This window comes from Streptomyces sp. NBC_01217 (assembly GCF_035994185.1).
In the GTDB taxonomy this organism is placed as follows: Bacteria; Actinomycetota; Actinomycetes; order Streptomycetales; family Streptomycetaceae; genus Streptomyces.
Genome location: NZ_CP108538.1, coordinates 4,896,356 through 4,920,964 on the forward strand (window position 1 = coordinate 4,896,356; position 24,609 = coordinate 4,920,964).

Annotated in this window: 25 protein-coding genes, 1 tRNA gene, 1 pseudogene and 1 riboswitch; of the genes and pseudogenes, 13 read left to right on the forward strand and 14 right to left on the reverse strand. The window is 67.5% G+C overall.

Annotation, left to right across the window (positions count from 1 at the left end):
* Positions 1–268: 268 nt before the first annotated feature.
* Both OG507_RS21785 and OG507_RS21790 read left to right on the forward strand, forming a co-directional pair.
* Positions 269–817, forward strand: a complete 549-nt coding sequence (locus OG507_RS21785) for a MobC family plasmid mobilization relaxosome protein (protein WP_327368864.1) — start codon at positions 269–271, stop codon at positions 815–817.
* Entirely contained in the window at positions 814–2,547 is a 1,734-nt protein-coding gene (locus OG507_RS21790; protein ID WP_327368865.1) for a relaxase/mobilization nuclease domain-containing protein, read from the forward strand. Before OG507_RS21785 ends, OG507_RS21790 begins: the two co-directional genes overlap by 4 nt.
* A gap of 511 nt (positions 2,548–3,058) precedes the next feature.
* Here OG507_RS21790 and OG507_RS21795 read toward each other — a convergent pair.
* The 5 genes from OG507_RS21795 to OG507_RS21815 form a co-directional block, all read right to left on the reverse strand.
* Positions 3,059–3,646, reverse strand: a complete 588-nt coding sequence (locus tag OG507_RS21795; RefSeq protein WP_327368866.1) for a class IV adenylate cyclase — start codon at positions 3,644–3,646, stop codon at positions 3,059–3,061.
* 15 nt (positions 3,647–3,661) lie between these two features.
* On the reverse strand, positions 3,662–4,309 hold the full coding sequence (locus tag OG507_RS21800) for an SAM-dependent methyltransferase (protein WP_327368867.1): 648 nt from the start codon (positions 4,307–4,309) through the stop codon (positions 3,662–3,664).
* Positions 4,227–4,868 (reverse strand): AAA family ATPase, encoded by a 642-nt coding sequence (locus tag OG507_RS21805; protein WP_327368868.1) that lies wholly within the window; start codon positions 4,866–4,868, stop codon positions 4,227–4,229. The genes OG507_RS21800 and OG507_RS21805 overlap by 83 nt, the downstream gene beginning before the upstream one ends.
* The gene (locus OG507_RS21810; RefSeq protein ID WP_327368869.1) at positions 4,861–5,763 is read right to left on the reverse strand and encodes a radical SAM protein; all 903 of its coding nucleotides are present in this window, start codon (positions 5,761–5,763) and stop codon (positions 4,861–4,863) included. The genes OG507_RS21805 and OG507_RS21810 overlap by 8 nt, the downstream gene beginning before the upstream one ends.
* Positions 5,764–5,870: 107 nt before the next feature.
* Positions 5,871–6,563, reverse strand: coding sequence for a haloacid dehalogenase-like hydrolase (locus OG507_RS21815; protein WP_327368870.1), 693 nt, complete (start codon positions 6,561–6,563; stop codon positions 5,871–5,873).
* Positions 6,564–6,660: 97 nt separating this feature from the next.
* Between OG507_RS21815 and OG507_RS21820 the strand changes: the two genes are divergently transcribed.
* Positions 6,661–7,434 (forward strand): helix-turn-helix transcriptional regulator, encoded by a 774-nt coding sequence (locus OG507_RS21820; RefSeq protein WP_327368871.1) that lies wholly within the window; start codon positions 6,661–6,663, stop codon positions 7,432–7,434.
* The gene (locus OG507_RS21825) at positions 7,421–7,888 is read left to right on the forward strand and encodes an NUDIX hydrolase (RefSeq protein WP_327368872.1); all 468 of its coding nucleotides are present in this window, start codon (positions 7,421–7,423) and stop codon (positions 7,886–7,888) included. The genes OG507_RS21820 and OG507_RS21825 overlap by 14 nt, the downstream gene beginning before the upstream one ends.
* Here OG507_RS21825 and OG507_RS21830 read toward each other — a convergent pair.
* Entirely contained in the window at positions 7,876–8,439 is a 564-nt protein-coding gene (locus OG507_RS21830; protein ID WP_327368873.1) for an HD domain-containing protein, read from the reverse strand. The two genes, OG507_RS21825 and OG507_RS21830, sit on opposite strands and share 13 nt — an antisense overlap.
* A gap of 276 nt (positions 8,440–8,715) precedes the next feature.
* On the opposite strand from OG507_RS21830, the gene OG507_RS21835 reads away from it, so the two are divergent.
* The 4 genes and pseudogenes from OG507_RS21835 to OG507_RS21850 all read left to right on the forward strand — a co-directional run bounded on the left by OG507_RS21835 (position 8,716) and on the right by OG507_RS21850 (position 11,218).
* Positions 8,716–8,997, forward strand: a complete 282-nt coding sequence (locus OG507_RS21835; protein WP_327368874.1) for a hypothetical protein — start codon at positions 8,716–8,718, stop codon at positions 8,995–8,997.
* 126 nt (positions 8,998–9,123) lie between these two features.
* Entirely contained in the window at positions 9,124–10,254 is a 1,131-nt protein-coding gene (locus tag OG507_RS21840; RefSeq protein ID WP_327368875.1) for an IS110 family transposase, read from the forward strand.
* 41 nt (positions 10,255–10,295) lie between these two features.
* A pseudogene (locus OG507_RS21845) lies at positions 10,296–10,979 on the forward strand (IS3 family transposase); the annotation flags it as partial.
* 44 nt (positions 10,980–11,023) lie between these two features.
* Positions 11,024–11,218, forward strand: coding sequence for an IS3 family transposase (locus tag OG507_RS21850; protein WP_327372048.1), 195 nt, complete (start codon positions 11,024–11,026; stop codon positions 11,216–11,218).
* Positions 11,219–11,353: 135 nt separating this feature from the next.
* Here OG507_RS21850 and OG507_RS21855 read toward each other — a convergent pair whose 3' ends face one another.
* The 8 genes from OG507_RS21855 to OG507_RS21890 form a co-directional block, all read right to left on the reverse strand.
* Positions 11,354–11,665, reverse strand: coding sequence for an SCO5918 family protein (locus OG507_RS21855; RefSeq protein ID WP_327368876.1), 312 nt, complete (start codon positions 11,663–11,665; stop codon positions 11,354–11,356).
* A 54-nt stretch (positions 11,666–11,719) separates the two neighbouring features.
* Positions 11,720–12,130, reverse strand: coding sequence for a CBS domain-containing protein (locus OG507_RS21860; RefSeq protein WP_327368877.1), 411 nt, complete (start codon positions 12,128–12,130; stop codon positions 11,720–11,722).
* A 44-nt stretch (positions 12,131–12,174) separates the two neighbouring features.
* Positions 12,175–13,689, reverse strand: a complete 1,515-nt coding sequence (locus OG507_RS21865) for a DEAD/DEAH box helicase (RefSeq protein ID WP_327368878.1) — start codon at positions 13,687–13,689, stop codon at positions 12,175–12,177.
* 320 nt (positions 13,690–14,009) lie between these two features.
* Positions 14,010–14,213, reverse strand: a complete 204-nt coding sequence (locus OG507_RS21870; RefSeq protein ID WP_030304224.1) for a cold-shock protein — start codon at positions 14,211–14,213, stop codon at positions 14,010–14,012.
* Between the two features lie 765 nt (positions 14,214–14,978).
* Positions 14,979–15,317 carry a MerR family transcriptional regulator gene (locus tag OG507_RS21875; protein WP_266359503.1) on the reverse strand — a complete coding sequence of 113 codons (339 nt, stop codon included), beginning with the start codon at positions 15,315–15,317 and terminating at the stop codon, positions 14,979–14,981.
* A gap of 1,546 nt (positions 15,318–16,863) precedes the next feature.
* Positions 16,864–17,523, reverse strand: coding sequence for a hypothetical protein (locus tag OG507_RS21880; RefSeq protein WP_327372049.1), 660 nt, complete (start codon positions 17,521–17,523; stop codon positions 16,864–16,866).
* Between the two features lie 48 nt (positions 17,524–17,571).
* On the reverse strand, positions 17,572–18,987 hold the full coding sequence (locus OG507_RS21885) for an FAD-binding oxidoreductase (protein ID WP_327368879.1): 1,416 nt from the start codon (positions 18,985–18,987) through the stop codon (positions 17,572–17,574).
* A 97-nt stretch (positions 18,988–19,084) separates the two neighbouring features.
* On the reverse strand, positions 19,085–19,510 hold the full coding sequence (locus tag OG507_RS21890; RefSeq protein WP_327368880.1) for an SHOCT domain-containing protein: 426 nt from the start codon (positions 19,508–19,510) through the stop codon (positions 19,085–19,087).
* Positions 19,511–19,762: 252 nt separating this feature from the next.
* Between OG507_RS21890 and OG507_RS21895 the strand changes: the two genes are divergently transcribed.
* From OG507_RS21895 to OG507_RS21915, 5 genes are all read left to right on the forward strand, one after another.
* Complete coding sequence (locus tag OG507_RS21895) at positions 19,763–19,984, forward strand: hypothetical protein (RefSeq protein ID WP_327368881.1); 222 nt, start codon at positions 19,763–19,765, stop codon at positions 19,982–19,984.
* Between the two features lie 55 nt (positions 19,985–20,039).
* Positions 20,040–21,242, forward strand: a complete 1,203-nt coding sequence (locus OG507_RS21900) for an SPFH domain-containing protein (protein ID WP_327368882.1) — start codon at positions 20,040–20,042, stop codon at positions 21,240–21,242.
* A gap of 118 nt (positions 21,243–21,360) precedes the next feature.
* Positions 21,361–21,434 (forward strand) — tRNA-Met (locus OG507_RS21905).
* Between the two features lie 234 nt (positions 21,435–21,668).
* Entirely contained in the window at positions 21,669–22,832 is a 1,164-nt protein-coding gene (locus OG507_RS21910) for a PP2C family protein-serine/threonine phosphatase (protein WP_327368883.1), read from the forward strand.
* A gap of 340 nt (positions 22,833–23,172) precedes the next feature.
* A riboswitch (cyclic di-AMP (ydaO/yuaA leader) is annotated at positions 23,173–23,325 on the forward strand.
* 11 nt (positions 23,326–23,336) lie between these two features.
* Positions 23,337–24,584, forward strand: a complete 1,248-nt coding sequence (locus tag OG507_RS21915; RefSeq protein ID WP_327368884.1) for a M23 family metallopeptidase — start codon at positions 23,337–23,339, stop codon at positions 24,582–24,584.
* The last annotated feature ends 25 nt before the right edge of the window (positions 24,585–24,609 follow it).

The window sequence follows — 24,609 nt, forward strand, 5'->3', positions numbered from 1 at the left end:
TCGCCCTCGCCACCCGACCGCTTTTCCACACCTGTGGACGGGCCGACGGCCATCCGCGCCGCCGGCCCACCCGCGCCACTCCGGAGAACCGACCGTGACGTACGACCCGCACCACCCCGAGACCGACCCTGACGAGCCACAGCCACCGACGAAGCCGATGACGACGCTGGAGCGTTTGCGGCGCGCCTTCGGACGGGCTGCTCCTGGCGGAGCCAGTAGTACCCCGAGTCCGACTCAAGGCCGGTCTTCGGGGGTCTCCGCCGCGGGGGTGGCGGAGACGGCCCAGCGCCAGGGGGCGCCGGAGCAGGGCCTTGGGGCCGAGGGCGGCCACGACCCGGACACGCTCCACACCGTCCAGCAGCAGATCCTTCGCTCGGTGCCCGCCGCCGGCGAGCGATCCGTGCAAAACGTCCAGCCCACGATCCGCCGCTTCACCGGCACCAAGCGGACCGTCCGCGTCGGCCCACTGCGGTTCACCGGCGACGAACAGACCCAGCTCCAAGAGGCTGCCGCCGAGCACGGCTACAAGGGCGAATCCGGCTTCGCCGCCGACATCGTCCTCGCCTTCGTATCCGGTCGGTTCACGGCAAACCTGCCGCTGTCCGAGGACCGCCGCCGTACGCACATGTTCCGTGCCCAGGTGCTGCGCGAGCTCAACCGCATCGGCGTCAACGTCAACCAGATCGCCCGCGCGCTGAACAGCGACCTCACCCCGCCTGACATCCGCCAGCGCCTCAACGAGCTGCACCACTTGATGGAGCTGATCGCAGAGACCCTGCGAGAGCCGACCGACCCCAGGAAGGACCTGTCCGCATGATCGCTGCCATCAAACCGTCCGGGTCCAACACCCGTGGCCTGCTCGCCTACCTTTACGGCCCCGGCCGCCACGACGAGCACACCGACCCGCACATCGTCGCCAGCTTCGCGATGCTCGGCATGCCCGACCCCGGCCGCGACGCGCAAGCCACCCTCACCCAGCTCGCCCGCCACCTCGACGAGCCCGTTCACCTTCGGAACAGCGAGTTCGGTAAGAAGGTCACCGACCACGTCTGGCACTGCCCCGTCCGCGCCGCCTCCGAGGACCGTCACCTCTCCAACAACGAGTGGGGCGAGATCGCCCAACGCATAGTCGAAGCGGCCGGCATCGCCCCGGCTGGCGACGACCTCGGTTGCCGCTGGATAGCCGTTCGTCACGCCGACGACCACATTCACATCCTCGCCACCACCGTTCGCGAGGACGGACGCCGCCCCAAGCTCCACGACAGCGGTATCCGCGTCGGCGACGCATGCCGCCAGATCGAGAAGGATTACGGCCTCCGCCAACTGAAGAAGGGCGACCGCACCGGCACCCGCCGACCGTCCCAGGGTGAGATGCACAAGGCAGACCGGCTCGGCTGGGAGCAGACCAGCCGCGAGTGGCTCCAGGACCGCATCCGCGCCGCCATTCCGCACGCCACCACCGCCGAGGAACTCCTCGCCTACCTCGAAGCCGGCGACGTGGAGGTCAAGCCCCGCCGCGGACCCTCTGGTGACCTCCTGGGCTACGCGGTCGGCCGGCCCGGCGACCTGAACAAGGACGGCGAGCAGATCTTCCACCTCGGCGGGAAGATCGCCCCCGATCTCACCCTGCCCAAACTGAAAACGCGCCTGGAAAGCAGCGCGCCGGAGGAGCACCCCACCGCCCGCCGCAACCGGCCCAGCACCCCCTGGCAGCAGGCAACCGAAGCCCTCGACACCCTCCACACCCACCTCGCTGACACCAGTACCGGCGACATGGGTGACGCGCTGGCCCAGGCCCAGATCACTGCCCTCGGCGAACTCATACAAGCCACTGCCGAGAAGGCTCCTGCGGACCTGCGTGTCCAGCTACAAGCGGCCAGCAAGGCATTCGCCCGCGCCGAGCGCTCCCAAACCCGGTCCGAAGACCGAGCTGCCCACGCTCTGCGGGCAGCGGCCCGCGACATCGCCAACACCGCCACCGGCCCCGACGGCACCCTTGCCGCCCTCGTCGCCGCCATGGTCTGGGCCGCCATCCTCGCCGGACGCTGGCACGACGCCAAAGGCCACGCCCACCAGGCCGACTCCGCCCGGCAGGCCCTCCAGCATCTTCAGGCAGCGGCCGACCACGCCCTCGCCCCCACGCTCACCGAACTCGAAGCCCGACGGCCCAAGGACGAGACTCGTCGGACCCTGGCCAGCGACGTACGCGCCGCCGTCCCCGAACACGCCGACCGGATCCTCACCGACCCCGGCTGGCACGCCCTCGCCACCGTCCTGGCCGATGCCGAAGCACGCGGCCACCAACCCCACCAGCTACTCCAGGAAGCCGCCGCTCAACGTGAACTGACCACCGCCCGTCAACCCGCCCGCGTCCTGATCACCCGTATCCAGCACACCAGCCGCAACCCCGTACGCAACCGTCGAGCCGAAGCGGCCCGCCTGCGCACCACCACGACCGCAGGAGCCCCCGTCCAGCAGAACCGAACCCCAAAGCACGCAGCAACCGGCTCGCCCACAGACAAGCGCCAACAGCCCCGCCGCCGATAGAAGTCGTCACAGCCGCAGGGGACGGAAACCCGTTGGGTGACCGTCCCCTGCGGCTGGTTGGTACGGCGTTCGCGCAGAGCCATTGCTGTGGAGAGTCGCGGTGACCGCACCGACCAAGCAGGCTCAGCCGCGGCGCAAGAATCCACTTCGTGCTCGATGCTTCCCCGCCCGACGTCCGCCAACAGGCTCTGCCTGAGTGGGGATCCCGGGCCGCGTCGAACGAACCGGATCATCGTTGAGAAGGATGGATTGCCAGACCTGCTCCTGAAGTACCCGGATGCAGGGGCCGCACGCGTACATCGCTGCTTGGGCACCGGCCACGCTCACGGGACCGATCCACAGGACACGCGTCCACTTCTGGCCGCAGTAGAGCCAGCAGAGCCCATCGATCCAGTGGTTGCCGTCGTCGGTACCTGCCGGTGCGGGCAGACCACCGTGAGCGAACTCGGCGATCCCGGGTATCACCCGGTGTGGTACGGCCAGTTCCATAAGCACAGTTCAGCCCTCAAGGTCAGTGGCCATGGGCGGCCACTGGGGCTGCCTCACTCTTGTCGGCGTCCGCGAAGAGGAGGGTGGGTTCGGCCAGGATGTCGCGGCCGGATTCGCTCTTGTAGATCTCATCTACGCTGCCGAACCGGGCTTCGGAGTAGTCGAGGTCGAGCAGTGCAGCTGCCTGTCGGACCGATGCCTCGTCAGGCCCTTCGATCTCGATGAAGGTGGGGAGGTCCGGCCAGGTGTCGAAGTCGAAGGCGACCTCGCCGAGGCGCCACTCCTCGCGGTAGTTCTCCTGGTACCGGACCTCGCGCATGCCGAGGTTGCGGAGGATCTCGGCCAGGGCGTGCAGGTCCGTGACCTCGGTTTCGATCTCGGTGGTGCCGTCGATCGTGGTGGCGTCGGTGACCTGCTTGAGTGTCAGCGTCGATCGGGTGCCCTCGTCACGCAGCCGCACCCAGGCACCTCCTTCGAGGGCATCGTTTTCGAAGATCTTGCGGGTGAGAAGTGTGCGCGGGAACGCTTGGGCGGCACCGAGAGCGGTGAGCTTGGCCTGGAGGCCGGCGACGTCGATGGCGAGGAACTTGGCCTCGTACTCGTGCTTCATGGGTTTTCCTTAGCGCTACGAGGGGGTGCGGGCCGCGAGGAGCAGGCCCATCCGGTGGGTGTGGTCCTGGAGCTGGCCGATGTGGGCTCGCTCGGCGAACTCGTTCGTTCGCAGGGTCAGCAGAACGTCCCAGTCGCCGATGAAGTGACGCCGGAGCTTCTCGGGGGACGTGTAGTGCTCGATCAGGTGCTGGCGCTGGGTGACAGGCATCATGAACTCCGCGCCGAACAAGCCGTCCTGGCGTACGGAAGCCTGCATGCGGGTGACGAACTCGGCGAGCGGGCGATGGTGGTTGGCACTGTAATGCCACGAGCAGCTCGTCCAGATGGCGTCGCACGGCATGTCCAGAGGCTCCCATTGAAGGAGGTCCTCCTCCACGACCTGCACGCTGTCGTAGAGCGATTCGAGCTTGAGGCGGTCGATGAGGCCCATCGCGTGAGCCCGGTTGTCACCCGGGAGGCTGACCTCGCCGCCGTGAAGAGCAAAGGGATCACGCTCTACGGCGATCACGCGATAGCCGGCTGCGGCCAGCGGCAGGATGAACTTGCCGTCGCTCGCGCCGACGACCGCGACAGTGGCGTCAGGAGTGGCACGTTCCTTCAGCGCGGCGAGGAACTGGGGGAAGAAGGTGAGGGTGTGCTCCCACAGGCTCTGCGTCTGCACGGTGGTGTGCTCCTTGCGTGTCGGTGGCCAGGATCGCCTGGAGGACCTCGTCGGGGTCCAGGCGCGTGGTGTCCACGCGGTGCATCGGGAACTGGGCATAGGCGTCGGTAACCCGGTCGGCAGCGCCCTCGACGAGGGTGTCCCAGCGGGAGACCGGCTTGGTCCGCTCAGCGAGCCGACGTCGGCGCTCGTCTTCGTCGCACATCAGCTGGTAGGTCACGGGCTGCGGCAGGTCGGGCGGCAGACTGACCCCGAGACGGGCACCGAGAGCGCGGTGGGTGGCGAGGCAGCGAGCGAAGTAGCTCTCCACGACGACCGGGGTGCCTGAGGACAGGTAGCGCCGTATCTCATCGGCCGCGGTGAACAGCGCGGACAGGTAGAAGGACATCCTGGCCTCGGCATTCCCCCGCAGGTCCACCTCGCGCCGCAGAGGCTGGTAGAAGAGCGGCACGGTCGGGACCAGAACGGCTTCACGGGCTGCTGCCAGCATCGGTGCGATGGTCGACTTGCCGGTGCCGCGAAGTCCTTCGAGGCTTTCGAACAGCGGGGCGTCAGACACGGCCGTACACCACGTCCGGTACCGCGAGGGTGAGTTCGTCGGTGGCGGATGGCCGGTGGTCGATGTGGTCAGCGAGCTTGTCGTACCAGAAGGCGTGGGAGTCCTTGCCGACGGCCTTGCAGGACATGGTGAGTGCGCCGCGCGGGTCGGCCTCGATCCGCTCGATCTCCGTTGGGCCTCCCGCAGGAGCGCAGACCTCTGGGGCGCCGTGCTCGGACAGGTCCTCGTCGACGATCACCTCGATGGTCAGCCCGGCGGTCTGGAGCTGGGCTCGAAGACGGATGTAGGCAGCGGGGTCGGTGATGAGGAGCTCCGGGTGATCTGCTGCGTTACCGACCGGCCGGAGGCAGTGAAGCTTCAACTGCTCGACGCCATAGCGCTGCAGGGTGCGGGCAAGCGGGAGCACCTCGCCGATGTTGCGAGAGGTGACCGTCATGGTCGCGCCGGTGCGGACACCGAGTCCCCGGGCGATGTCGAGTGCGCTCAGCGCGCTCTGGTAGCTGCCGAACTTGCGGATGTGGTCGTTGGTCGAGCCGATGCCCTCCAGCGACACTCGCAGTAGGTCCAGGTGGGGGGCGATCTCGGTGAGCCGGCGCTCGATCCGATAACCATTGGTGCAGATCTCGACCTGCATGCCCAGTTCCTGCTTGGCGTACCGGACGACGTAGGCGAGGTCCTTGTAGACGAATGGCTCGCCGCCCAGCAGGGTGACAGCCTCGGTGCCGTACTGGTCGCGCATGAGTGTGAGGAGGTTGACGGCCTCGTCTGCAGTGAAGGCATCGGCGTGCTGGAGCCTTTTGCCATGGAAGCAGTGCAGGCACTCGAAGTTGCAGCGGTACAACAGCTGCAGGTACAGCATCCGGATCCTGCGGATCCCGGTGACTTCCCCGATCACGTGGGTCTCCTTCGGGCAGTTGCCTGGTGGGAGACCTGATGCTGGCGGAACGAGTACGGACAGCATCACCGCGTATCCGGACGCCCCGGGGACGTCCTGGGACGTTTTCAGTGGGCCGCGAAGGTCTCCAGGACCCCGAGAACATGCGCAGTGTCCGTCAGGTTCGGTAGCACTACCTGCGCGCCGGCAGCGGCCAATTCTTCGACGCTGTGGACGCCAGAAGCGACCGCAATGATCCCGGAGTTCGTGGCGAGCGCGGCCTCAACATCCCTCGGGGTATCTCCTACCAGCACGACAGGCACGTCATCCGACGCGCCTCGGAGGCGTTGGGCGCGCTCCCGGGCAACAGCGACCAAGCCCGGACGCTGGAGAGCGTCAGCCCCATAGGCACCAACAGACAGGTCGAGGAGAGGGTCCAGTCCGAAGGCCGATACCTTCACGCGGGCATTGGCCGCGATATTGCCGGTGAGAACCGAAGACACCCAGCCCTCGTGTACCGAGGTCACCTTCAAGACGTCACGCACGCCCGGCAGCGCCGTCCCGCGCACGCTGAGATCGTGGAGGCGTTCCTCCCCGGCGCTGGCAAGAGCAGCCTCGACAGCCGCCCAGTCCGGCTCGGACAGACCGTTCCGCTGGAACATGTCACGCATGATCAGGCGATCCGTACGGCCCTCCGTCCGCGCAGGTTCGATCGGAGCGGTTCCCGCCAGCGCCGTAAAGGCGGCAGCGTAGATCTCCTTACTGATCCCGGCATTCTCGATGAGCGTGTGGTCGATGTCCCACAGGACGATGAGCTCCATACGACCAGCGTAAGTACCGTGGTCGACGCTTCGGCTTCCGAGGAACGTCCCATGACGTCCTTGCCCGCTCCTGGCCGCCTCGGCTTGTATGGCGTCTGTGAACGAGCGACTGCACTCCGTACTCGCCCAGCGCGGCGTCTCGCCCGAGTCACTCGCTGAAGTCTGCGAGGTAGACCCGAAGACCGTCAGTCGCTGGCTCGGCGGGCGCGTTCCCCATCCGCGCCACCGATTCCGCGCTGCCCAGCACTTACGGGTGGAGGAGGTGTTCCTCTGGCCAGCCCCAGCGCCGAGTGCCGGACAGCCCAGTGACGGGTCAGGCTTGGAGCTCGTCGGGACCTATCAGAACCGGGCCAGTGTTCCCCGGGACATGTGGCTCTCGCTGCTGAAGGGAGCCCAGGAGCAGATCAGCGTCCTCGTCTTCTCGGGCACCTTCTTCGCGCAGTCCAACCCCCACGTCGCCAAGATGCTTGCCGAGCGCGCGGCCGAAGGTGTTCAAGTGCGTCTCTGCTTCGGCGACTCGAACGGCCAGGCAGCGGCCATCCGCGGCCGCGAAGAAGGCATCGGCGACACACTCGCCGCCAAGATCCGCGCCTCCCTGACCTACTACCGACCCCTACTGTCCGAGGCAGGCTGCGAGGTCAGGCTGCACGACACCACGCTTTACACCTCCCTGTTCCGCTACGACGACGACCTACTGGCCAACCCGCATGTCTGGGGCCAGCCGGCCAGCGCCAACCCTCTGCTCCATCTCAAGCGAGTTGACGCTGCAGGGTGGTTCGACAACTACGCTCAGAGTTTCGAAGCTGTCTGGGCCACCGCGCGGCCCTGGACGCCAGACCAGGAAGGGCCCTCGTCACATGGGCAGGACTGAGTACTACAACGATCCCAAAGCCCCCAAGGCGAACACACTCATTCCCGCCAACAACCTGCTCGTCGTCGACGACAGCGGCGCCATCCTTCTCCAGCGCCGTCGGGACACAGGCCAATGGGCCTTGCCGGGGGGCGCGCAGGACATCGGCGAGACAGCGGCACAGTGCGCGGTGCGCGAATGCCTGGAAGAGACCGGCATCATCGCCGAGATCACCGGCTTCCTCGGGGTCTACACGAACCCCAACCACATCGTCGCCTACACCGACGGTGAGATCCGCCAGCAGTACGAGAACACCTACATCGGGCGCCCAGTGGGCGGCGAGCCCACCATCAACGACGAAGCCGACGGCGTCCGCTACGTCCAGCCATCCGACCTGGACCAGTACGACATCCACCCCAGCATGCGCCAACAGATCGGCGACTACCTCGCCGGCACGTACCCCTACCTGGGCTGAGCAGCCAGCGCCGCCTTCACCCGCTCCACAGCGGCTAAGAGCTCCGGCGCCGCTCGACGAATGAACCGCCCGACCACGCTGTCAGCCTCGTAGCGGCCCACGATCTCCGTCACCCGCTCCTCGGCAGTGGTCCGCCGCCCGTCGGGAGTCGTCGTCATGTCGCAGTAGACCAACGCATCCACGAGCCGCTGATCCTCGAGAACTGGGAACTCAGCTTCAAGCACGTCCCTCAGTCCGCGTTCCTCGGCTTCCAATACCGCGAATGAGTGGTTCGCGACGAGTCGCACCAGCCGCCTATCAGCGCTGTGAGCGTCACGGAGGAACCGCGCGCCGTCGAGAGGGTGGAATCCCGTAGCTGCCAGGCGTGGCGCGTATCCGACGTCGTGGAGCGTGGCGGCAGCAGCCAGAAGGCCGGAATCACTCCTCAAGATCCTCCCGAGATCGACCGCGCGACGCGCGACCCCTTGGGAATGTGCCCATCGCCGAGGAAGCACAGAACTGAGCTCCGTCTCGCCGACCTGTATCGCCCAGTCCACCATCGATCCATCCATGATCGGGATGCTGCCCAGATCTGCCTCGCGCAGTCCAGAGGACTGTCTTCCCTGTCCCTTGCATTCTCAGCCACTGGTACACGGTGCTAGAGAGACCAAGACGGCGCCACCCGAGTTTTTGTGCTGGTCGAGCCACAACGCGTACGCCATCGAAGTCCACCGCTGCCGCCCCTGGGCAGACTGAACCGCCCCGGCTCGAATGGAGACTTGATTTCGTGAAAGGATCGAGTCATGGCACGACCTTCCCGTTACGCGCTTGAGCTGCGCTGACGTGCGGTGCGCATGGTCGCCGAGGTGCGCGACGACTACCCGAACGAGACGGCCGCTTTGCAGGCGGTCACCGAGAAGCTCGGCATCGGCTCCCGCGAGACGCTGCGGAACTGGCTGAAGCAGCACGAGGTCGATGCGGGGACGCGGCCCGGGACGACGACGGAGGAGTCGGTCCAGCTCAAGGCGTTGAAGAAGGAGAAGGCCGAGCTGAAGTGGGCGAACGAGATCCTGAAGGCGGCGGCGAGTTTCTTCGCGTCAATGCCATCGTTGGAGACGTCGACCCGGTGACGGTGCGACAGTGACAGATGCCGATGGGGCTGGCTCTTTTCTTTGCTGCCCCGCCAGTTGAGGGCTTTTCGGCGATGTGCCGCCCCGTCGGCGTCTCCGTTCTTCGCGATGTGGCCTGATAGAAGCGTGCTGTTCGCCCGATTGAGGCGTGCCCCCGCGGAGAACGACGACACCTCGTCCGACTCCCGTTGGAGGCATCCCGTGATCGTGGTCGGTATCGACTCCCACAAGAAGACTCACACCCTGGTCGCGGTAGACCAGGTCGGAAGGCGCCTGACGCAGCTGACCGTGGACGCCACCGCCAGGGGCCGCCGGCAGATCTGCGTCTGGCTGGGACAGTTTGAGCAGGTCCTACTCGCTATCGAGGACTGCCGGCATCTGACCCGACGTTTCGAGGCGGACCTACTGGTGTCGGGGTACGCGGTGGTGCGCGTGCACACGCGACTGATGGCCGGCGCGCGGCGCTCGGCCCGCGAGCGTGGCAAGTCTGATCCGATCGACGCTGAAGCGGTGGCTCGAGTCGCTCTGCGAGAGCCCGATCTGCCCAAGGCCGAGTTGGACGGCCCGACCCGCGAGGTCAAGTTGCGCTCCGATCACCGACGCACTCTGGTCCGGCAGCGCACCGCCATCGCCAACAAGCTGCGTTGGTTCCTGCACGAGATCGACCCCGAGCTGGTCGTTCCTTCGCGCGGTCTGAAGCGCCTGTGCGTCCTGGACAGCTTGGAAGCGGGCCTCGTCGCCCGACGCGGAGTCGTGGCGGAGATCGCGTTGGATCTGGTCCAGGATTGTCGGCGCCTGACCCTGCGCATCAACGCGATGGAGGCCCAGCTACGGCATCTGGTTCGCGAACTGGCTCCGAATCTGCTGGCGGTGCCCGGATGCGGGGCCCTGTCGGCGGCGATGATCCTCGGAGAGACGGCCGGGGCCACTCGCTTCAAGTCCAAGGACGCTTTCGCCCGGTTCAACGGCACCGCCCCGATACCCGTCTGGTCCTCCAACACGGTTCGCGTCCGCCTCAATCGGGGAGGCAACCGCACCATCAACAACGCCCTGCACATGGCTGCCGTCACCCAAGTCCGTCAAGACGGGCCCGGCGCTGCGTACTACGCCAAGCAGCTCGCCGCGGGAAAGACCGTGAAAGAGGCTCTGCGACTGCTGCGGCGCCGCATCTCCGACCGGGTCTTCCGGGCTCTGCTGGCAGACGAGGCTGCCCATGACGACCAGCAGATCATCCAGGAACTGCCGCAGGTGGCTTGACATAGAAGCATCGCCGAGCTCGACCGGCCACACACGCGCTCGTAGCGTTCATCGACGAGTACCGGGACCGCTTCGGCGGGGTCGAGCCGATCTGTAGGACGCTCACCGAGCACGACTGCAAGATCGCCCCTTCCACCTATTACGCACACAAGAAGCGACTGGCAGCCCCGTCCGCCCGTACCGTGCGGGACGCGGAACTCAGGGAACTGATCCGTCAGGTCCACACCACCAACTACCGCGTCTACGGGGCGAGGAAGATCTGGCGGGAGCTGAACCGGCAGGGACATAAGGTGGCCCGCTGCACTGTCGAACGGCTGATGGGCGAGCTGGGCATCGCCGGCGCGGTCCGCGGTAAGAAGGTCATCACCACGAGACCGGACCAGCAGGCCGAGCGGGCACCGGACCGGGTGGATCGTGACTTCGTCGCCGCCGCACCGAACCGCTGCTGGGTCACGGATTTCACGCACGTGGCGACCTGGGCCGGCGTCGTCTACGTGGCCTTCGTCGTGGACACCTTCTCCCGCCGGATCGTCGGCTGGTCCGCCGCGACGTCGAAGGAGACCCAGCTCGTCCTGGACGCTCTGGAGATGGCGCTGTGGCAGCGTGACCGCGATGAACATCCCCACGTTCGAGGCGAGTTGATACACCACAGCGATGCGGGCAGCCAGTACACCAGTTTCAAGCTGGCCGAACACCTGGACGCGGCCGGCATCGCCGCGAGTTGACAACTATAGGAGCGTCAACGCCCTGATGGAGAGCACGATCGGGCCTGTTCAAAACCGAGTTGATCAAGCCTCAACGGCCCTGGAAGACCCTTTCCCAGGTCGAGCTGGCCACCGCCGAGTGGATCGACTGGTACTGCCACCGGCGCCTGCACGGTGAGATAGGCCACGTCCCACCCGCCGAGTACGAGACCAACTACTACACAGAACTCACAAAACCCCAGGCCACAACCACAATCTGAGATCTCTACCGAACCCGGGGCGGTTCACGTCAGCGCTTGGACCATGGGCGACTTCAGCTACTCCGACCACTGAATCCACTGCTGCGCTGAGGACCCTCACTGTTGTTTTGGTGGCGGCTTGCGCCTGCGCGTCGGTCAGACGGCGGCAGGGGCGCCGAGCATCGCGGAAGCCTGTTGGAACGGGTTGAGGACGCGTGTGGGCGCGGCGGTGTGGGGAAGGCCGGGGCAGGTGAAGCCGAGTTGGGTCATGGCCCGGAGGATTTCGCCGGCGCTGAAATCGCGGCGGTCCTGGCGTGTGATGACCTGCCCGACCTGCTTGACGGGGTAGGTGCGGCGGCCGATGATCACGGACTCGCCGATGACCTGTTCGGGCTTGATGCCCTTCATGGATTCCAGGACGCCGCTCTTGGTGAGGTCGAACGGGAAGCGGGCGATGACGCAGCGCATGATGCCTCACAGAGAGAAGAATGAAGGGGAATGGTTTCGCCGCGGTGAGGCGGTTCAGTGGGCAAGGGCAAGGGCGAGGACGCCCGGAGCGCTGCCCTGCTCGTCGACGACCGGCAGGGCACCGGGCCGGCGGCCGCGCATCGCGTGCTGGGCTTCGGTGATCGTGGTACCGGGTGAGGTGAACGGCCCGCGGTTGTCGAGAATGTCGCGTAGCTGGACCCGGTCCGTGTACGCGGGGCTGTCACGGACCGCGGCGAGCTGGGCCTGGGTGACCAGTTGGGTGCACAGGCCGTCGTTGTCGCAGACGAGCAGGTGCTCGGTGCGGGCACTGGTCATGACGGCCAGGGCGACTTCGATGGTCATGTCGTCGCAGACCTGCGGTCCGGCCGTGTCCATGGTGTCGGCCACTGTCCTGTGCGCGGGGGTGGCGCTCGCCGGGCGGGGTTGCATCTGAACTAGTGCCAAGATGTGCCTCCTGCAGAGATGGGCCAGTTTCCTGATCAAGAGTTCTAGGCCGCCGCGTCGAAAGAGGACTGCCGCACGATCGTGCGCCGGGCAGTCGAAGCGGGGCTGCGTCGACCGCGGGAGGCCGCGCTCCGGCTGCGCTGACGTCGCTCGGCCACCGGCGTGGTGATCGTCACGGGAATGCCGGAGGGGGTCTGGGCGCCGGTGATCCGGCTGAGTGCCTCCTCGCCCGAGCGGACCTGAGTGGTCTGCGGCACGATGCCGGCGGCTGCCATGAGGCGGCTCATGTCGCGGCGCTGGTTGGGGGTGACCAGAGTGACGACGCTGCCGGACTCGCCGGCCCGCGCGGTACGGCCGCCGCGGTGGAGGTAGTCCTTGTGGTCGGTCGGCGGGTCGACGTTGACAACGAGGTCGAGATTGTCGACGTGAATACCGCGCGCCGCGACGTTCGTCGCGACGAGCACAGTGACATGCCCGGTCTTGAACTGGGCCAGGGTCCGGGTGCGCTGCGGCTGCGACTTCCCGCCGTGCAGGGCGGCGGCCCGCACCCCGCTGCTCAGCAGATTCTGCGTCAGCCGGTCGACAGCGTGCTTGGTGTCCAGGAACATGATCACCCGGCCCTCGCGCGCCGCGATCTCCGTCGTCATCCGGTGCTTGTCGGCGCCGTGGACATGCAGCACGTGGTGCTCCATCGTGGTGACCGCCCCTGCGGACGGGTCGACGGAGTGGACGACCGGGTCGGTGAGGTAGCGGCGGACCAGGAGGTCGACGTTGCGGTCGAGTGTGGCGGAGAACAGCATCCGCTGGCCCTCGGGGCGGACCTGGTCCAGGAGCGCGGTGACCTGTGGCATGAAGCCCATGTCGGCCATCTGGTCGGCCTCGTCCAGGACGGTGATCGCGACCTGGTTCAGCTGGCAGTCGCCCCGGTCGATGAGGTCCTTGAGGCGGCCCGGCGTCGCGACGACGACTTCGGCACCACGGCGCAGCGCGCTGACCTGCCTGCCAATCGGCATTCCGCCGACGACAGTGGCCAGGCGCAGCCTCACCGAGCGTGCGTGGGGGGTAAGAGCGTCGGTCACCTGCTGTGCCAGTTCACGCGTCGGCACGAGGATCAGGGCCAGCGGCTGGCCGGGCTCGGCGCGCTGCCCGGCGGTGCGGGCCAGCAGGGCCAGGCCGAAGGCGAGGGTCTTGCCGGAGCCGGTGCGCCCGCGACCGAGGACGTCGCGGCCCGCGAGGGTATTGGGCAGGGTCGCGCCCTGGATCGGGAACGGGACGCTCATGCCTTGCGCGGTGAGCGAGGCCAGCAACTGCTCGGGCATGTCGAGGTCGGCGAACGCCTCGACGGCGGGCAGCGCGGGAGTGATCGTCTTGGGCAGGGCGAACTCGCCCGAGGCCGCCGCGGGCCGCCGGCCGCGGCCGCCTGGGCGGCTCGGCCCTCCGGAACGGCTCGGGGCGGGCGTGCCGAAGCGGTTGCCCCGGTGCGAACCGGCGCCGGAGCCGAAGGCGGGACCGCCGGTACGGCTGCGGGAGGAGCGGTTGTTCGTACGTGAGGGGTTCATTCAGAACCTTCCTTGATACGGCACGTATCAAGGAATTCTCGCAGCAGAAGAACAGCGCGGGGAATCACAAGAACGAGCCGAACGAAATGCGAAAGCAGATCTGGCCCGCGGTGAATCCGGTGCAAGTGCAGGCGATGAAATGGGTGACGTCATGCGGACGTGAGATCCCGGACGTCTACGGGTGCATCTTCAAAGAGGTCCGCATTCCTGGAGAGGGATCTGCGGGCGTCGTTGCCCCACAGGGAAGCCCCGGGGAATGCCCGTAGCTGGGGCCCGCACCCCGAGGGATGCGGGCCCCAGCTACGAAGTGCGCGTCAGCGTCAGGCAGGAACGATGTTCTCAGCCGTCGGGCCCTTCTGGCCCTGCGCGATGTCGAAGGTGACCTTCTGACCTTCGAGCAGCTCACGGAAGCCCTGAGCGGCGATGTTCGAGAAGTGGGCGAACACGTCAGCGCCGCCACCGTCCTGCTCGATGAAGCCGAAACCCTTGGCCGCGTTGAACCACTTCACAGTGCCAGACGCCATGTCATATCTCCTTGTGGGGCAGTACGCCGGAACCCGCAATCCACGGATACCGGGTCGCCGCGATGATGCCCCGCCCGGAGATGACCGGAAATACAAAACGCTCCCTGCGGCTAAAAATGCCGACGAAAGGCGTTGAGGTTTTTGGGAACCACGACTGCAACTGAGATCGACAGTAGCATGCGGTAGCGGCCTGCGTACGGTCAATAATTCCGCTCTTCCCGTTGCAGTAAACACACTGTCCGCGCGGCACATTAAACTCTCGTCTCGCGGTCATAGATATTGATCCACCCGGAACACAGCGTTCCAGGAAGAGCGGTCGTCGTTTACGGCGGCCCATCAGCCCGTATACGGGTCCCGACGCAGATCAGCGCAGCGCTGCTGCGCGGCGCTCTCACGAGTGCCCCAGATCCCACCACCATGGACTGAGACTGAAGGCGGCCGACGCCCACCGTTCGTGCGAACCAGTCGGACAGCAGGACCTGCCCGGGGCAGCAGTACGCTCCGCGCGCGGGCTGATCGCCGTACGGTGGGCGAACACGTCCGAGCCGCCACTGTCCGGGCGGTGAAGCCGCAGCCGTTCTGCGCGTCAAACCACTTCACAGTTCCCGCGGCCCTTGCCTCACACCTTCCTGCCGATGAAGCGTCCTACGACATACGGCAGACGGAGGCGGTCACCCTGGCTCCTCCGCCGCAGCAGAACGCCCACGACGAAGATGTGGGCGAAGGGAGCATCCTGGTCAAGGCAGTTGACCCAGAAGCCACGCGTCAGCCCGCGGTCGTCGGGTTCTCTGATTCGGCGGCGTGGCGGTATTCGGCGTTGATGCGCTGGGCTTCTTCGAGCTGGTCCTCGAGGATGATGATGCGGCAGGCGGCCTCGATGGGGGTGCCCTGGTCGACGAGTTCGCGGGCGCGTGCGGCGATGCGCAGCTGGTAGCGGGAGTAGCGCCGGTGGCCGCCCTCGGAACGCAGCGGGGTGATCAGGCGGGCTTCTCCGATGGCGCGGAGGAAACCTTGTGTGGTACCGAGCATCTCGGCGGCCCGGCCCATCGTGTAGGCAGGGTAGTCGTCGTCGTTGAGACGGCCGAACGAGTCGTCTGCTGTCATTTGCACCTCTCTGTGGAACGCGTGGAGGGGCTCGGGTGCCGTACGGCACCCGAGCCCCGAAGGAACTGCTACACCATCTGCCGACCCTGATACTGCGCCGGCCTTCTATTTCCGCTGACCCGACCTGGAAGTTGTCGGGGGTGCGGGGATCGCGGTTGCTTGACCGGAGACCACCTCGCTATCGATGTCCTGCGGTACCCGGGCTCAAAACTTCCACCCGGGCGATCCTGATGGCGCCTGGCTCCTCCGTTCTTCCCTCTGGGATCATCACTTACCTACTGCTGGTACTGCTCTCCTGCGTACTGCTCTGTGGCCTGTGCCAGCGCCACTTTTCGACAGCCAGCCCCGTCGCCCGTCCTGCATCTGCTCTGGCTTAGAACCCCACTGCCGAACCTCCCGGTGCGCGCGTCCGCAGCCGACGCCTTCACCGAGGTGCTGCTCACTGACTTCACTGCTGCGTACTGCACTTGCGGGTACTGCTCACGGCGGCCCCTGATCACTGCGGGCCACCCGGTCCGGTCGCCAGTCCCGTCGCCGTCCTGCAACAACCCTGGCTTCGGAACTCCACCACCGCACCGTCCTGCGAACTGCAACTACGGTTACTGCTGCCCGGCAGTTCGTCTCTGCCGGGCCCTGCTGTCTCTCTGGGCTACGAGAGAAACCATAACCACACCACCACCCAATGTCTACTCTGGCCGACATAGATTTCCGTTACCCAGGCGGAGAGATAGTCGGCCTCGGTCACGGAAGGGGTGTGCGGCGGCCCCGCTCCAGCCAGGCTCGCCCGCTCCGACCAGCGCCGTTACGCGCAGCCTCGACGCCGCGAACACCGCAGTCGCCACGTCTGGCCATGCGGATGATCGCTCAGGACACGCGGGGGCTCGTGCGGTTGACACACCGCAGGCCGGGCACAAGCGCCGCCAGATAGGACCTGCGTGACGATCCAGGGACCAGGGTGGCCTGATGAACACAATGAGCGTCAACGTGGCAACTGCCCTCTCCACGGCATGCATTGCCAGCGCGCGCCGGAGCGCCCGGGATTTCCTCGCAGGTCACGATCTTCGCCGAACCTCATTCGGGACAAAGGGCCGCTGGTTCAAACTCGAACCCGCCACGGCTGACTGCTGTCTGCTCTTGACCGGCAAGGCTCCGGCCGCGCCGCGGTCTCAGTTCTGGTCCCATCCACCGGTGTCCGGGATCGTTGAGGAACCCACCTGCCGACCTCTCCGCTCCAGGTCGGCACGCCCACCGACCCACCTCGGATCCCTGATGAACATTTGGAAGGTGTGCTGGCTCGGTCGTCTTCAGCGGGGCCTGGATGCGTGAGCGATGCGTGAGCGGACGTGCTGACATGGCGCACACAACCTTGGACCGGCCAGCATGCGACATGCCTCTGACTAGGCATTTCTGGACCAGCGTGGAAGCTGGCGGAAGTCCCGGCAGGACCCTGCCGGGACTTTTAATCCGTTGGTTGTGGGTTCGAGTCCCACACGGCCTACGTGTGGCGGGGGCGGGGATCATCCCCTCCGACCTGCTGGGAAGCGCCTCATCCGGTTTCTGCCGGGCGGGGCGCTTCGTCGTTCCGGGGTGTTTTGCGTTCCTGTGTGTGGGCGTAGGCCATGAGGCCGAGGAGGGCGGTCAGGAGTACCGCCGAGGAGCCCGGGGTACCGAGGTCGAGGCCGCCGCTGGTGGCGGGCTTGGTGAGGAAGTCGCCCATGGACGTGCCGAGCGTGTTCGACACCAGGATCGCGGACCAGAAGAGGGCCTCGCCGCGGAAGTTGACGATGTCGCGGATGGCGAAGGTCTGTCCGGTGGGCTTCCAGGCGATGAAGACGGCGATCAGCAGGGAGACCAGGATCGCGGCGCCTGCGGGGTAGCCCAGGCCGAGGCCCTGCGGGCCCCGGCCCAGCGAGGAAGTGCCTGTAGTGAGGTACGCGGAACTGGCGTCGCGGTTCATGAAGTCCGACATGGTGGTGCCGGCCATGCTCGTGGAGAGGATGACCGTCCAGTAGAGGAACGGGTTGTAGCGCCTGGACCGCAGCTGCACCGCCAGCGTCATCACGAACACCAGGAACAGCGCGATGGTCGTGAGGAAGTAGCCCAGTTCCAGCGTCTGGGAGAACAGGTCCGCGGCCGTCTCGCCGAGCGTGGTGGCGGCGATCTTCATGATCCAGAAGGCGAGCGTGACCTCGGGGAGCTTCTTCATCACGGACCGGCGCTCACCGGTGGCATCCGTCTGCGCAACATAGGTCGTCTACAGGACTGTAGACGCTGCGACACTCCCGTCCGCCGGCTCGATGTTCTGGTTGGTGTGGAAGAAGTTGTACGGGTCGTAGGTGCGCTTGATGGCCGCGAGGCGGTCGTAGTGGTCGCGGTAGGTGGCGCGTACCCGGTCCGGGGTTTCGCCCGCGCCGATGAAGTTCACGTACGTGCCGCCCATGGAGTGCGGGTACAGCTCCTCCCAGTAGTCGACGCACCACTGCCTCAGACTCTGGGCGTTGTCCGGGTCCGGGTCGATGCCCGCGATGACGCCGGACCAGATCGCGTCCCGGTAGGCCCAGGCCGTGTCGTCGGGGCCCGGTCGGTGGGCGGCGCCGTCGACCGGGTACAGGTGCATGGTCGACAGGTCGGTGGGGAGGTTCTCGGCGTACTTGGCGTGTACGGCGATGGCGTCGTCGGTGATCCGGTCGAAGAAGTTGCCGCGCCAGTACCACTGCAGGCCGCTGGGGAGCAGCTCGTCGAACATGGACTGCAGGGCGGTGTAGGGCATCGGCGCCGCGAAGTGGAATGCGGGCGGGCCGGGGTCGGACACGGGTTTCAGGGTGGCTTCGAGGAGGCCGGGGTCGCCCGTCCAGCACCACACGACGCCGCACATCTTCTGACCGTGGATCTCCTCCGGGAACGGCGGACCGGGCGGCACGGTGAGCGCGGCGAAGAAGCCGTTCAGGTCCTCGGGGGCCTGCGGCAGGAAGTCGCGGTACCAGCGCAGTACGTCGGGGGTCCGGTCGACCGGCCAGAGGGTGATGGCGACGCCCACGGTGCCCACCGGGTGCATCTGGAAGGTGAAGGAGGTGACGATGCCGAAGTTGCCGCCCCCGCCGCGCAGCGCCCAGAACAGGTCGGGGTGGGTGGTGCCGCTCGCCGTCACCGCGGTGCCGTCGGCCAGGACCACGTCCGCGGCCAGCAGATTGTCGGCCGTCAGGCCGTATCTGCGGGTGAGGTGGCCGTGACCGCCGCCCAGGGTGAGGCCGCCGAGGCCGGTGGTCGACTGGATTCCGGCGGGGGTGGCCAGCCGGAAGGCGTGCGCGGCATGGTCGAGGTCGCCGGGGGTGGCTCCGCCGCCGGCCATCGCCGTACGCGCGGTGGGGTCGATGTGCGCCCAGCGCATGGGCGAGAGGTCGATGGTGACGCCGTCGTCCACCAGGCACAGGCCGGCCCCGCTGTGCCCGCCGCCGCGGACCGCGAGCACGAGACCCTCGTCCCGGACGAAGTCGACGGCGGCCATGACGTCCGCCGTGTCCCTGCACCGCACCACGGCCGCCGGACGTTTGTCGATCATGGCGTTGTAGACCGTGCGGGCGGTCCGGTACTCCGGGTCCTGCGGACCGATGACGGGACCGCGCAGCGCGCTCCGCATCGCGTCCAGGGTTTCGAGCGTGGTCCCGTTCATGGTCCGGCCATCTCCCTGAGGTGATGTCTCAAGCCTTCCCGCGGTCCGGGAACCGTGCCAGTTCGCCGGACCGCGAGGAGAGAGACAACCGGGGTGCTCAGACCAGGAGCTTCGTCTTCGCCCGCTGGTACTCCTCGTCCGTGATGGCGCCCTTGTCCTTCAGCTCGGCAAGCTTCGCCAGGTCGTCGACATGGCCGCCCTGCTTCTGCCCCCTCGCGCCCTGCCCCTGCGCGTCGTGGGTGCCTGCGGCTTCCCGTACGTACGCCTTGAAGGCCGCTTCGCGCTCCTGCGCCTCCTTGATGTCCCGCTTCCCCATGGATTTGCCGCGCACGATCACGTACAGGAGGACGCCGAGGTACGGCAGCAGCAGGGCCACGATCAACCAGCCCGCCTTGGCCCAGCCGCCGAGGTCGTCGCTGCGGAAGATGTCCGTGATGACCTTGAAGAGCAGGAACAGCCACATGATCCAGAGGAAGAACCAGAGCATGGTCCAGAAGAGGTTGAGCAGGGGGTAATCGTCCACGGTCGGCTCCCTGATCACCGCGATTTCATCGCGTCGACTGGCTGAATGGTAAATAAGTCATATCACCCCAAATTCACCCTCGCGCGTTGTCGTTCGGGACTGTCCACAGGGGCGATCCCCGGGGGCGGGCGCGGAGTACCGTGGAAATGTCGAGGGAGGTTCGGGCCTCCAGGAGGCGGGGTCGCCTCGTGTTCATGAAGCGGCGTGGGCAGTGGTGTGAGCAGGCGTACGCAGGGACGCTCGCGAGGGCGCATGCACGCGGCGGATGAGTCCGCCCTGAGCCCGGTCGGGGCGATCGGGCGTGTCACCGTGCCGATTCCGCCCGATGGCCCGGGCGAGGTACTGGTGGCCGTACGGGGTGGGTCGGAGGCCTACACCGCATGGTCGGCGACGTCGATCGACAGGGACGTACGCGTCGTTGTCGTCGACTCGGTCTCGGCGCGCGGCGTGATCGTGGAACGCCTGCCGTCCTGAGCCGAAGCGGTCAGCAGGTCGCGTACGGCAAGTCACGTACGGCAGGAGTCTTCTCATGTTCTTCTGGCACGTTCCCGCCCCCAACGAGGCGATGCTCATATCCGGTTCCAAGGGGCAGACGCTGGACACCCAGTTCCGGATCGTCACCGGCCACGGCAGTTTCGTACTCCCGGTGAAGCAGAAGGCGCGCATGCTCTCCCTGACGCTGCGCGAAGCGGAGATCACCGAGGACTGCGTCACGCAGCAGGGCATCCGCCTCAACGTCCGGGCCGTCGCCGTCTTCAAGGTCGGGGACGACGCCGTCTCCATCGCCAACGCCGCACGCCGCTTCCTGTCCGAGCAGGAACAGATGGAGGAGCTCGCCGGCCGGATCTTCGCCGGTCACCTTCGCTCCATCATCGGCGGACTGACCGTCGAGCAGATCATCCGGGAACGGAACCGGGTCTCCCAGGAGGTCATCGCGGGCAGCCACGGCGAGATGGAGAAACTCGGCATCGTCGTGGACGCTCTCCAGATCCAGGAGATCGACGACGCCACCGGCTACATCAACAACCTCGCCGCCCCGCACGCGGCCGCCGTCGCCAGCCAGGCCCGGATCGCCCAGGCCAGGGCCGACCAGGAAGCGGCCGAGCGCGAGCAGCAGGCCGCGGCGCTCAAGGCCGAGTACGAACGGGACACCGCGATCAAGCGGGCCGGTTTCCTCGCCGAGACCGAGCAGTACAACGCCTGCGCAGCCCAGGCCGGACCGCTCGCCCAGGCCAGGGCCTCCCAGGAGGTCATCGAGGAGCAGACCGCGCTGGCCGAGCGGCAGGCGGCTCTCGCCGCGCAACGGCTCGAAGCGGAGGTCCGGCGTCCGGCGGACGCCGAGGCGTACCGCCAGCGCACCCTCGCGGAAGCGGCCCGTGACCGGGCGAAGTTCGAGGCCGACGGCAGCGCGTACGCGGAGCGGACCCTCGCCCAGGCGCAGGCCGACGCCAACAGCGTGCGCGCCACCTCGCTGCGCGACGGCAACCAGGAGCTCATCGCGGCCAACCGCATCGTGGAGAACCTGCCCGCCCTGGCCGACGCGGCCGCCCGCGGCATGTCGGGTGCCGACCTCACCGTTCTCAACGGCACCAATGGTGTCAACGAGATGGCGGCGGGTGTCGTCAGCCAGGGACTGGCGATCCTTCACTCCCTCCAGCGCGGCGCGAGCCCGATGAAGCAGGCGGTGGTCGACGGGAAGGCCGCCCCTCCCCGGATCACCGAGACGAACTGAGGGGGAGGGGAAGGAGAGGAGGGAGAGGGAGAGGAGAGGGAGGCGGGGGGCTTCAGGGGTCATGATTCGCTCAGTGGTCATGAGTGCGCCGGACATGCCGTAGAGTTGTGTTTACCGACGCGGGGTGGAGCAGCTCGGTAGCTCGCTGGGCTCATAACCCAGAGGTCGCAGGTTCAAATCCTGTCCCCGCTACTGAAGAATGTCAGACCCGGCACGCACGCAGCGTGCCGGGTCTGATTCATTTCGCGGCCCGGGTCGGTGGGCCCGCGGGTCCATGAACGGGCAGGCCCGGGCGGTGTGTGCGTTGCGCCATACACGTACTCCCATTGGCCGACGAGGAGTCGCCGTGCGGCTCCGCTCCGGCGAGTCTGGGGGTGGGGCGCGGTACCGTCCGCAGCCGCGCGCGTACCGGGCAGGAGACCACAGGTGTGGAAGCGGCTGAAGCGGCGCGGCAGACATGGAGTGGGTGACGTCGCGCGTACCCGGCGGTTCGTCCGCCTGCTGCCCTTCATGATGATCCTCGGCGGACTGGCCTTCGACATCCTCACCCCGCCCGCCTTCACCGCCATTCCGCTGTTCGTGGCGGCACCGCTGATCGCCGCACCGTTCTTCTCGCTGGCCAGCACCATCCTCACCGGCGTCGCCGCGATGGTGGCCGTCGCCGTGCTGCGGGTGTACAACAACTCGTTGCCGCTGATCGTGCCGCTGATCGAGCTGCTCACCGTGGCCACCGTCTCGGTACTCGCCGTCGTGATCAATACGGTCGTGCGGCGCGGCAATCAGCAGCTGGCCTCCGCGCGGGTCATCGCGGAGACCGCCATGCGGGCGGTGCTGCCGAAGCCGTCCGACCGGATCGGCGGGCTGCATGTGGCGGCTCGGTACGAGGCGGCGCAGGCGGACGAGTTCGTCGGCGGCGACCTGTACGCCGTGACGGACACCCCGCAGGGCGTGCGGCTGGTGGTCGGGGACGTACGGGGGAAGGGGCTCGACGCCGTGGAGTCGGTGGCGGTGGTCATCGGGGCGTTCCGGGAGGCCGCCGAGCAGGAGCGTTCGCTGGAGGGCGTGGCGCAGCGGCTGGAGCGGGCGCTGGCGCGGGAGGGGACGCGGCGGGCCGGGCTCGACGAGTTCGAGGGCTTCATCACCGCCGTACTGGCGGAGATCCCGCCCGGGCTGTCCCGGGTGCGGATCGTCAACCGCGGTCACCCCGAGCCGATCCTGCTGCACTCGGACGGGGCGCTGGACGTGCTGGCACCCACGGTGCCCGCGCTGCCACTCGGGATGGATCTGGGGGTGTGGCCCGACCGGACGGACGAATGGGACCTGCCGGCGGGGACGACGCTGCTTCTCTACACCGACGGCCTCTCCGAGGCACGGAACGCCGACGGGGTCTTCTACGACCCTGCGGCCCGGTTGCGCGGGCGGATCTTTCCCGGGCCCGAGGAACTGCTGTCCGCGCTCACCGATGACGTACGGCTGCACACGGGGGGAGAGTCGACCGACGACATGGCGCTGCTCGCGGTCGTACGTCCCGTGGAGGGGCAGCCGGACCGGCGCAGGACCGTGAGGATCGTGGGCCGGGAAGAGACGTGACGGGCGGGGTGGGAGGGGTGCTCGGGCGCCCGCGTGCTTCGTGTGCGCGCAGGTGCTTCGTACGGGACGGTGTCGCCCCGGACGAGGGATGCCACCGTCTGGACGAGGGGTGCCACCGTACGTAACCGAGAGGCGCCGCTCCGCATAACGTTTGACGCAACGTCAGAAAACGGGTAGTGGCTGAGGGCCGATCAACTCGTCCGATTCCAGCCGGTTATGTCCCGTAAAGTCCGGGCCAAAGACGTGAACGATCAGTGGGAACGGCTTGGAATCAGGCCCGTGTGTCTATTAACGTTCGATAACGCAGCGCGGTCGTCCCAGCCGTCGTCAGTGGCGGCACCGTGCGCGAGCGCCGAATTCCGCAAGGGAACCGGGGAACCACCTACATGGGGTGAATCGGACACCTGTGTCTCGTGAGAGGCAGAGGGGCCCGTAGGAGACCTTCCTGCTCCGAACCCGTCAGCTAACCCGGTAGGCGAGAAGGAAGGAAAGGAGTGCGCCCCCGTGGCGTCCAACAAGCCTGCCTCCGAGGCCCCTTCTCGGTTCAACCCCGAGTTCAGTGGCGATTTCGGCGCTGACTTCGGATCCGACTACGGAACCGGAAACGGATCCGACTACGGGACGGGACCCGGTTTCGGTACCGGCTTCGGCTCGGACTACGCGACCACCGGGACGGAAACGGCGTTCGGCGCCGATTACGACACCGAGCAGGGCGGCGCGCTCGCCGGTGAGTTCGGCGGCGACTTCCGCGCCGACGGCAACAGCGAGCCCGACAGAAGCTGGGACGAGTGGAACCCCACCGAGGAGTCCGTACGCCCCGTACGCGGCAAGCACCGCGTCGCCAAGCAGCGCAACGGACTCGCCCGTAGCTCCACGGTGCTCGGGGTCGGCGTCATCGCGGCGGTCGGCGCGGGCGGCATGGCCACCGCGCAGAGCAAGCCGCCGGTCTCCATATCCCTTCCCGACTCCATCGCGGACAACCTTCCCGACGCCAAGTCCCTTCCCGGCGTGGGCTCTCTGTTCACCGGAGAGTCCGAGGCCGACAAGGCCGAGGCGGCCGCGGCTGCCTCCCCGCTCACCACCGCCGGCCTCACCACCGCCGAGACGGAGCAGGGCGCGACGGATGCGGGTGAGGCGCTCCGCGCCCGCATCCTCCAGCAGGCCGAGCAGCAGCAGGACGCCGCCGACGCCGAGGCCAAGGCGGCCCAGGAGAAGGAAGCCGCGGAGGCGGCCGCCGCCGAGGCCAAGAAGCAGCAGGACGCGGCCGAGGCCAAGGCCGCCGCCGAGAAGAAGAAGGCGGAGGAGGCGGCCAGGGCGAAGGCCGAGGCCGAGCGGCTCGCCAAGCTCGCCGCCAGCTACGCCATCCCGACCTCCTCGTACACGATCACCTCGACCTTCGGCCAGGCCGGTTCGATGTGGTCCTCCGGCTACCACACCGGCCTCGACTTCGCGGCGCCGACCGGCACCCCGATCAAGGCCGTACACAGCGGCACCATCAAGTCGGCCGGCTGGTCCGGTTCGTACGGCTACCGCACGGTGCTGGAGCTCGAGGACGGTACGGAGCTGTGGTTCTGCCACCAGTCCTCGATCGACGTCAGCGTCGGCCAGAAGGTCACCACCGGTGACACCATCGGCCGGGTCGGCGCGACCGGCAATGTGACGGGACCGCACCTCCACCTGGAGGTCCACACCCCCGACGGCACGGGCATCGACCCGATGGCCTGGCTGCGCGACAAGGGCCTCACCCCGTGATGACCCCCTCGTGATCCGCATGATG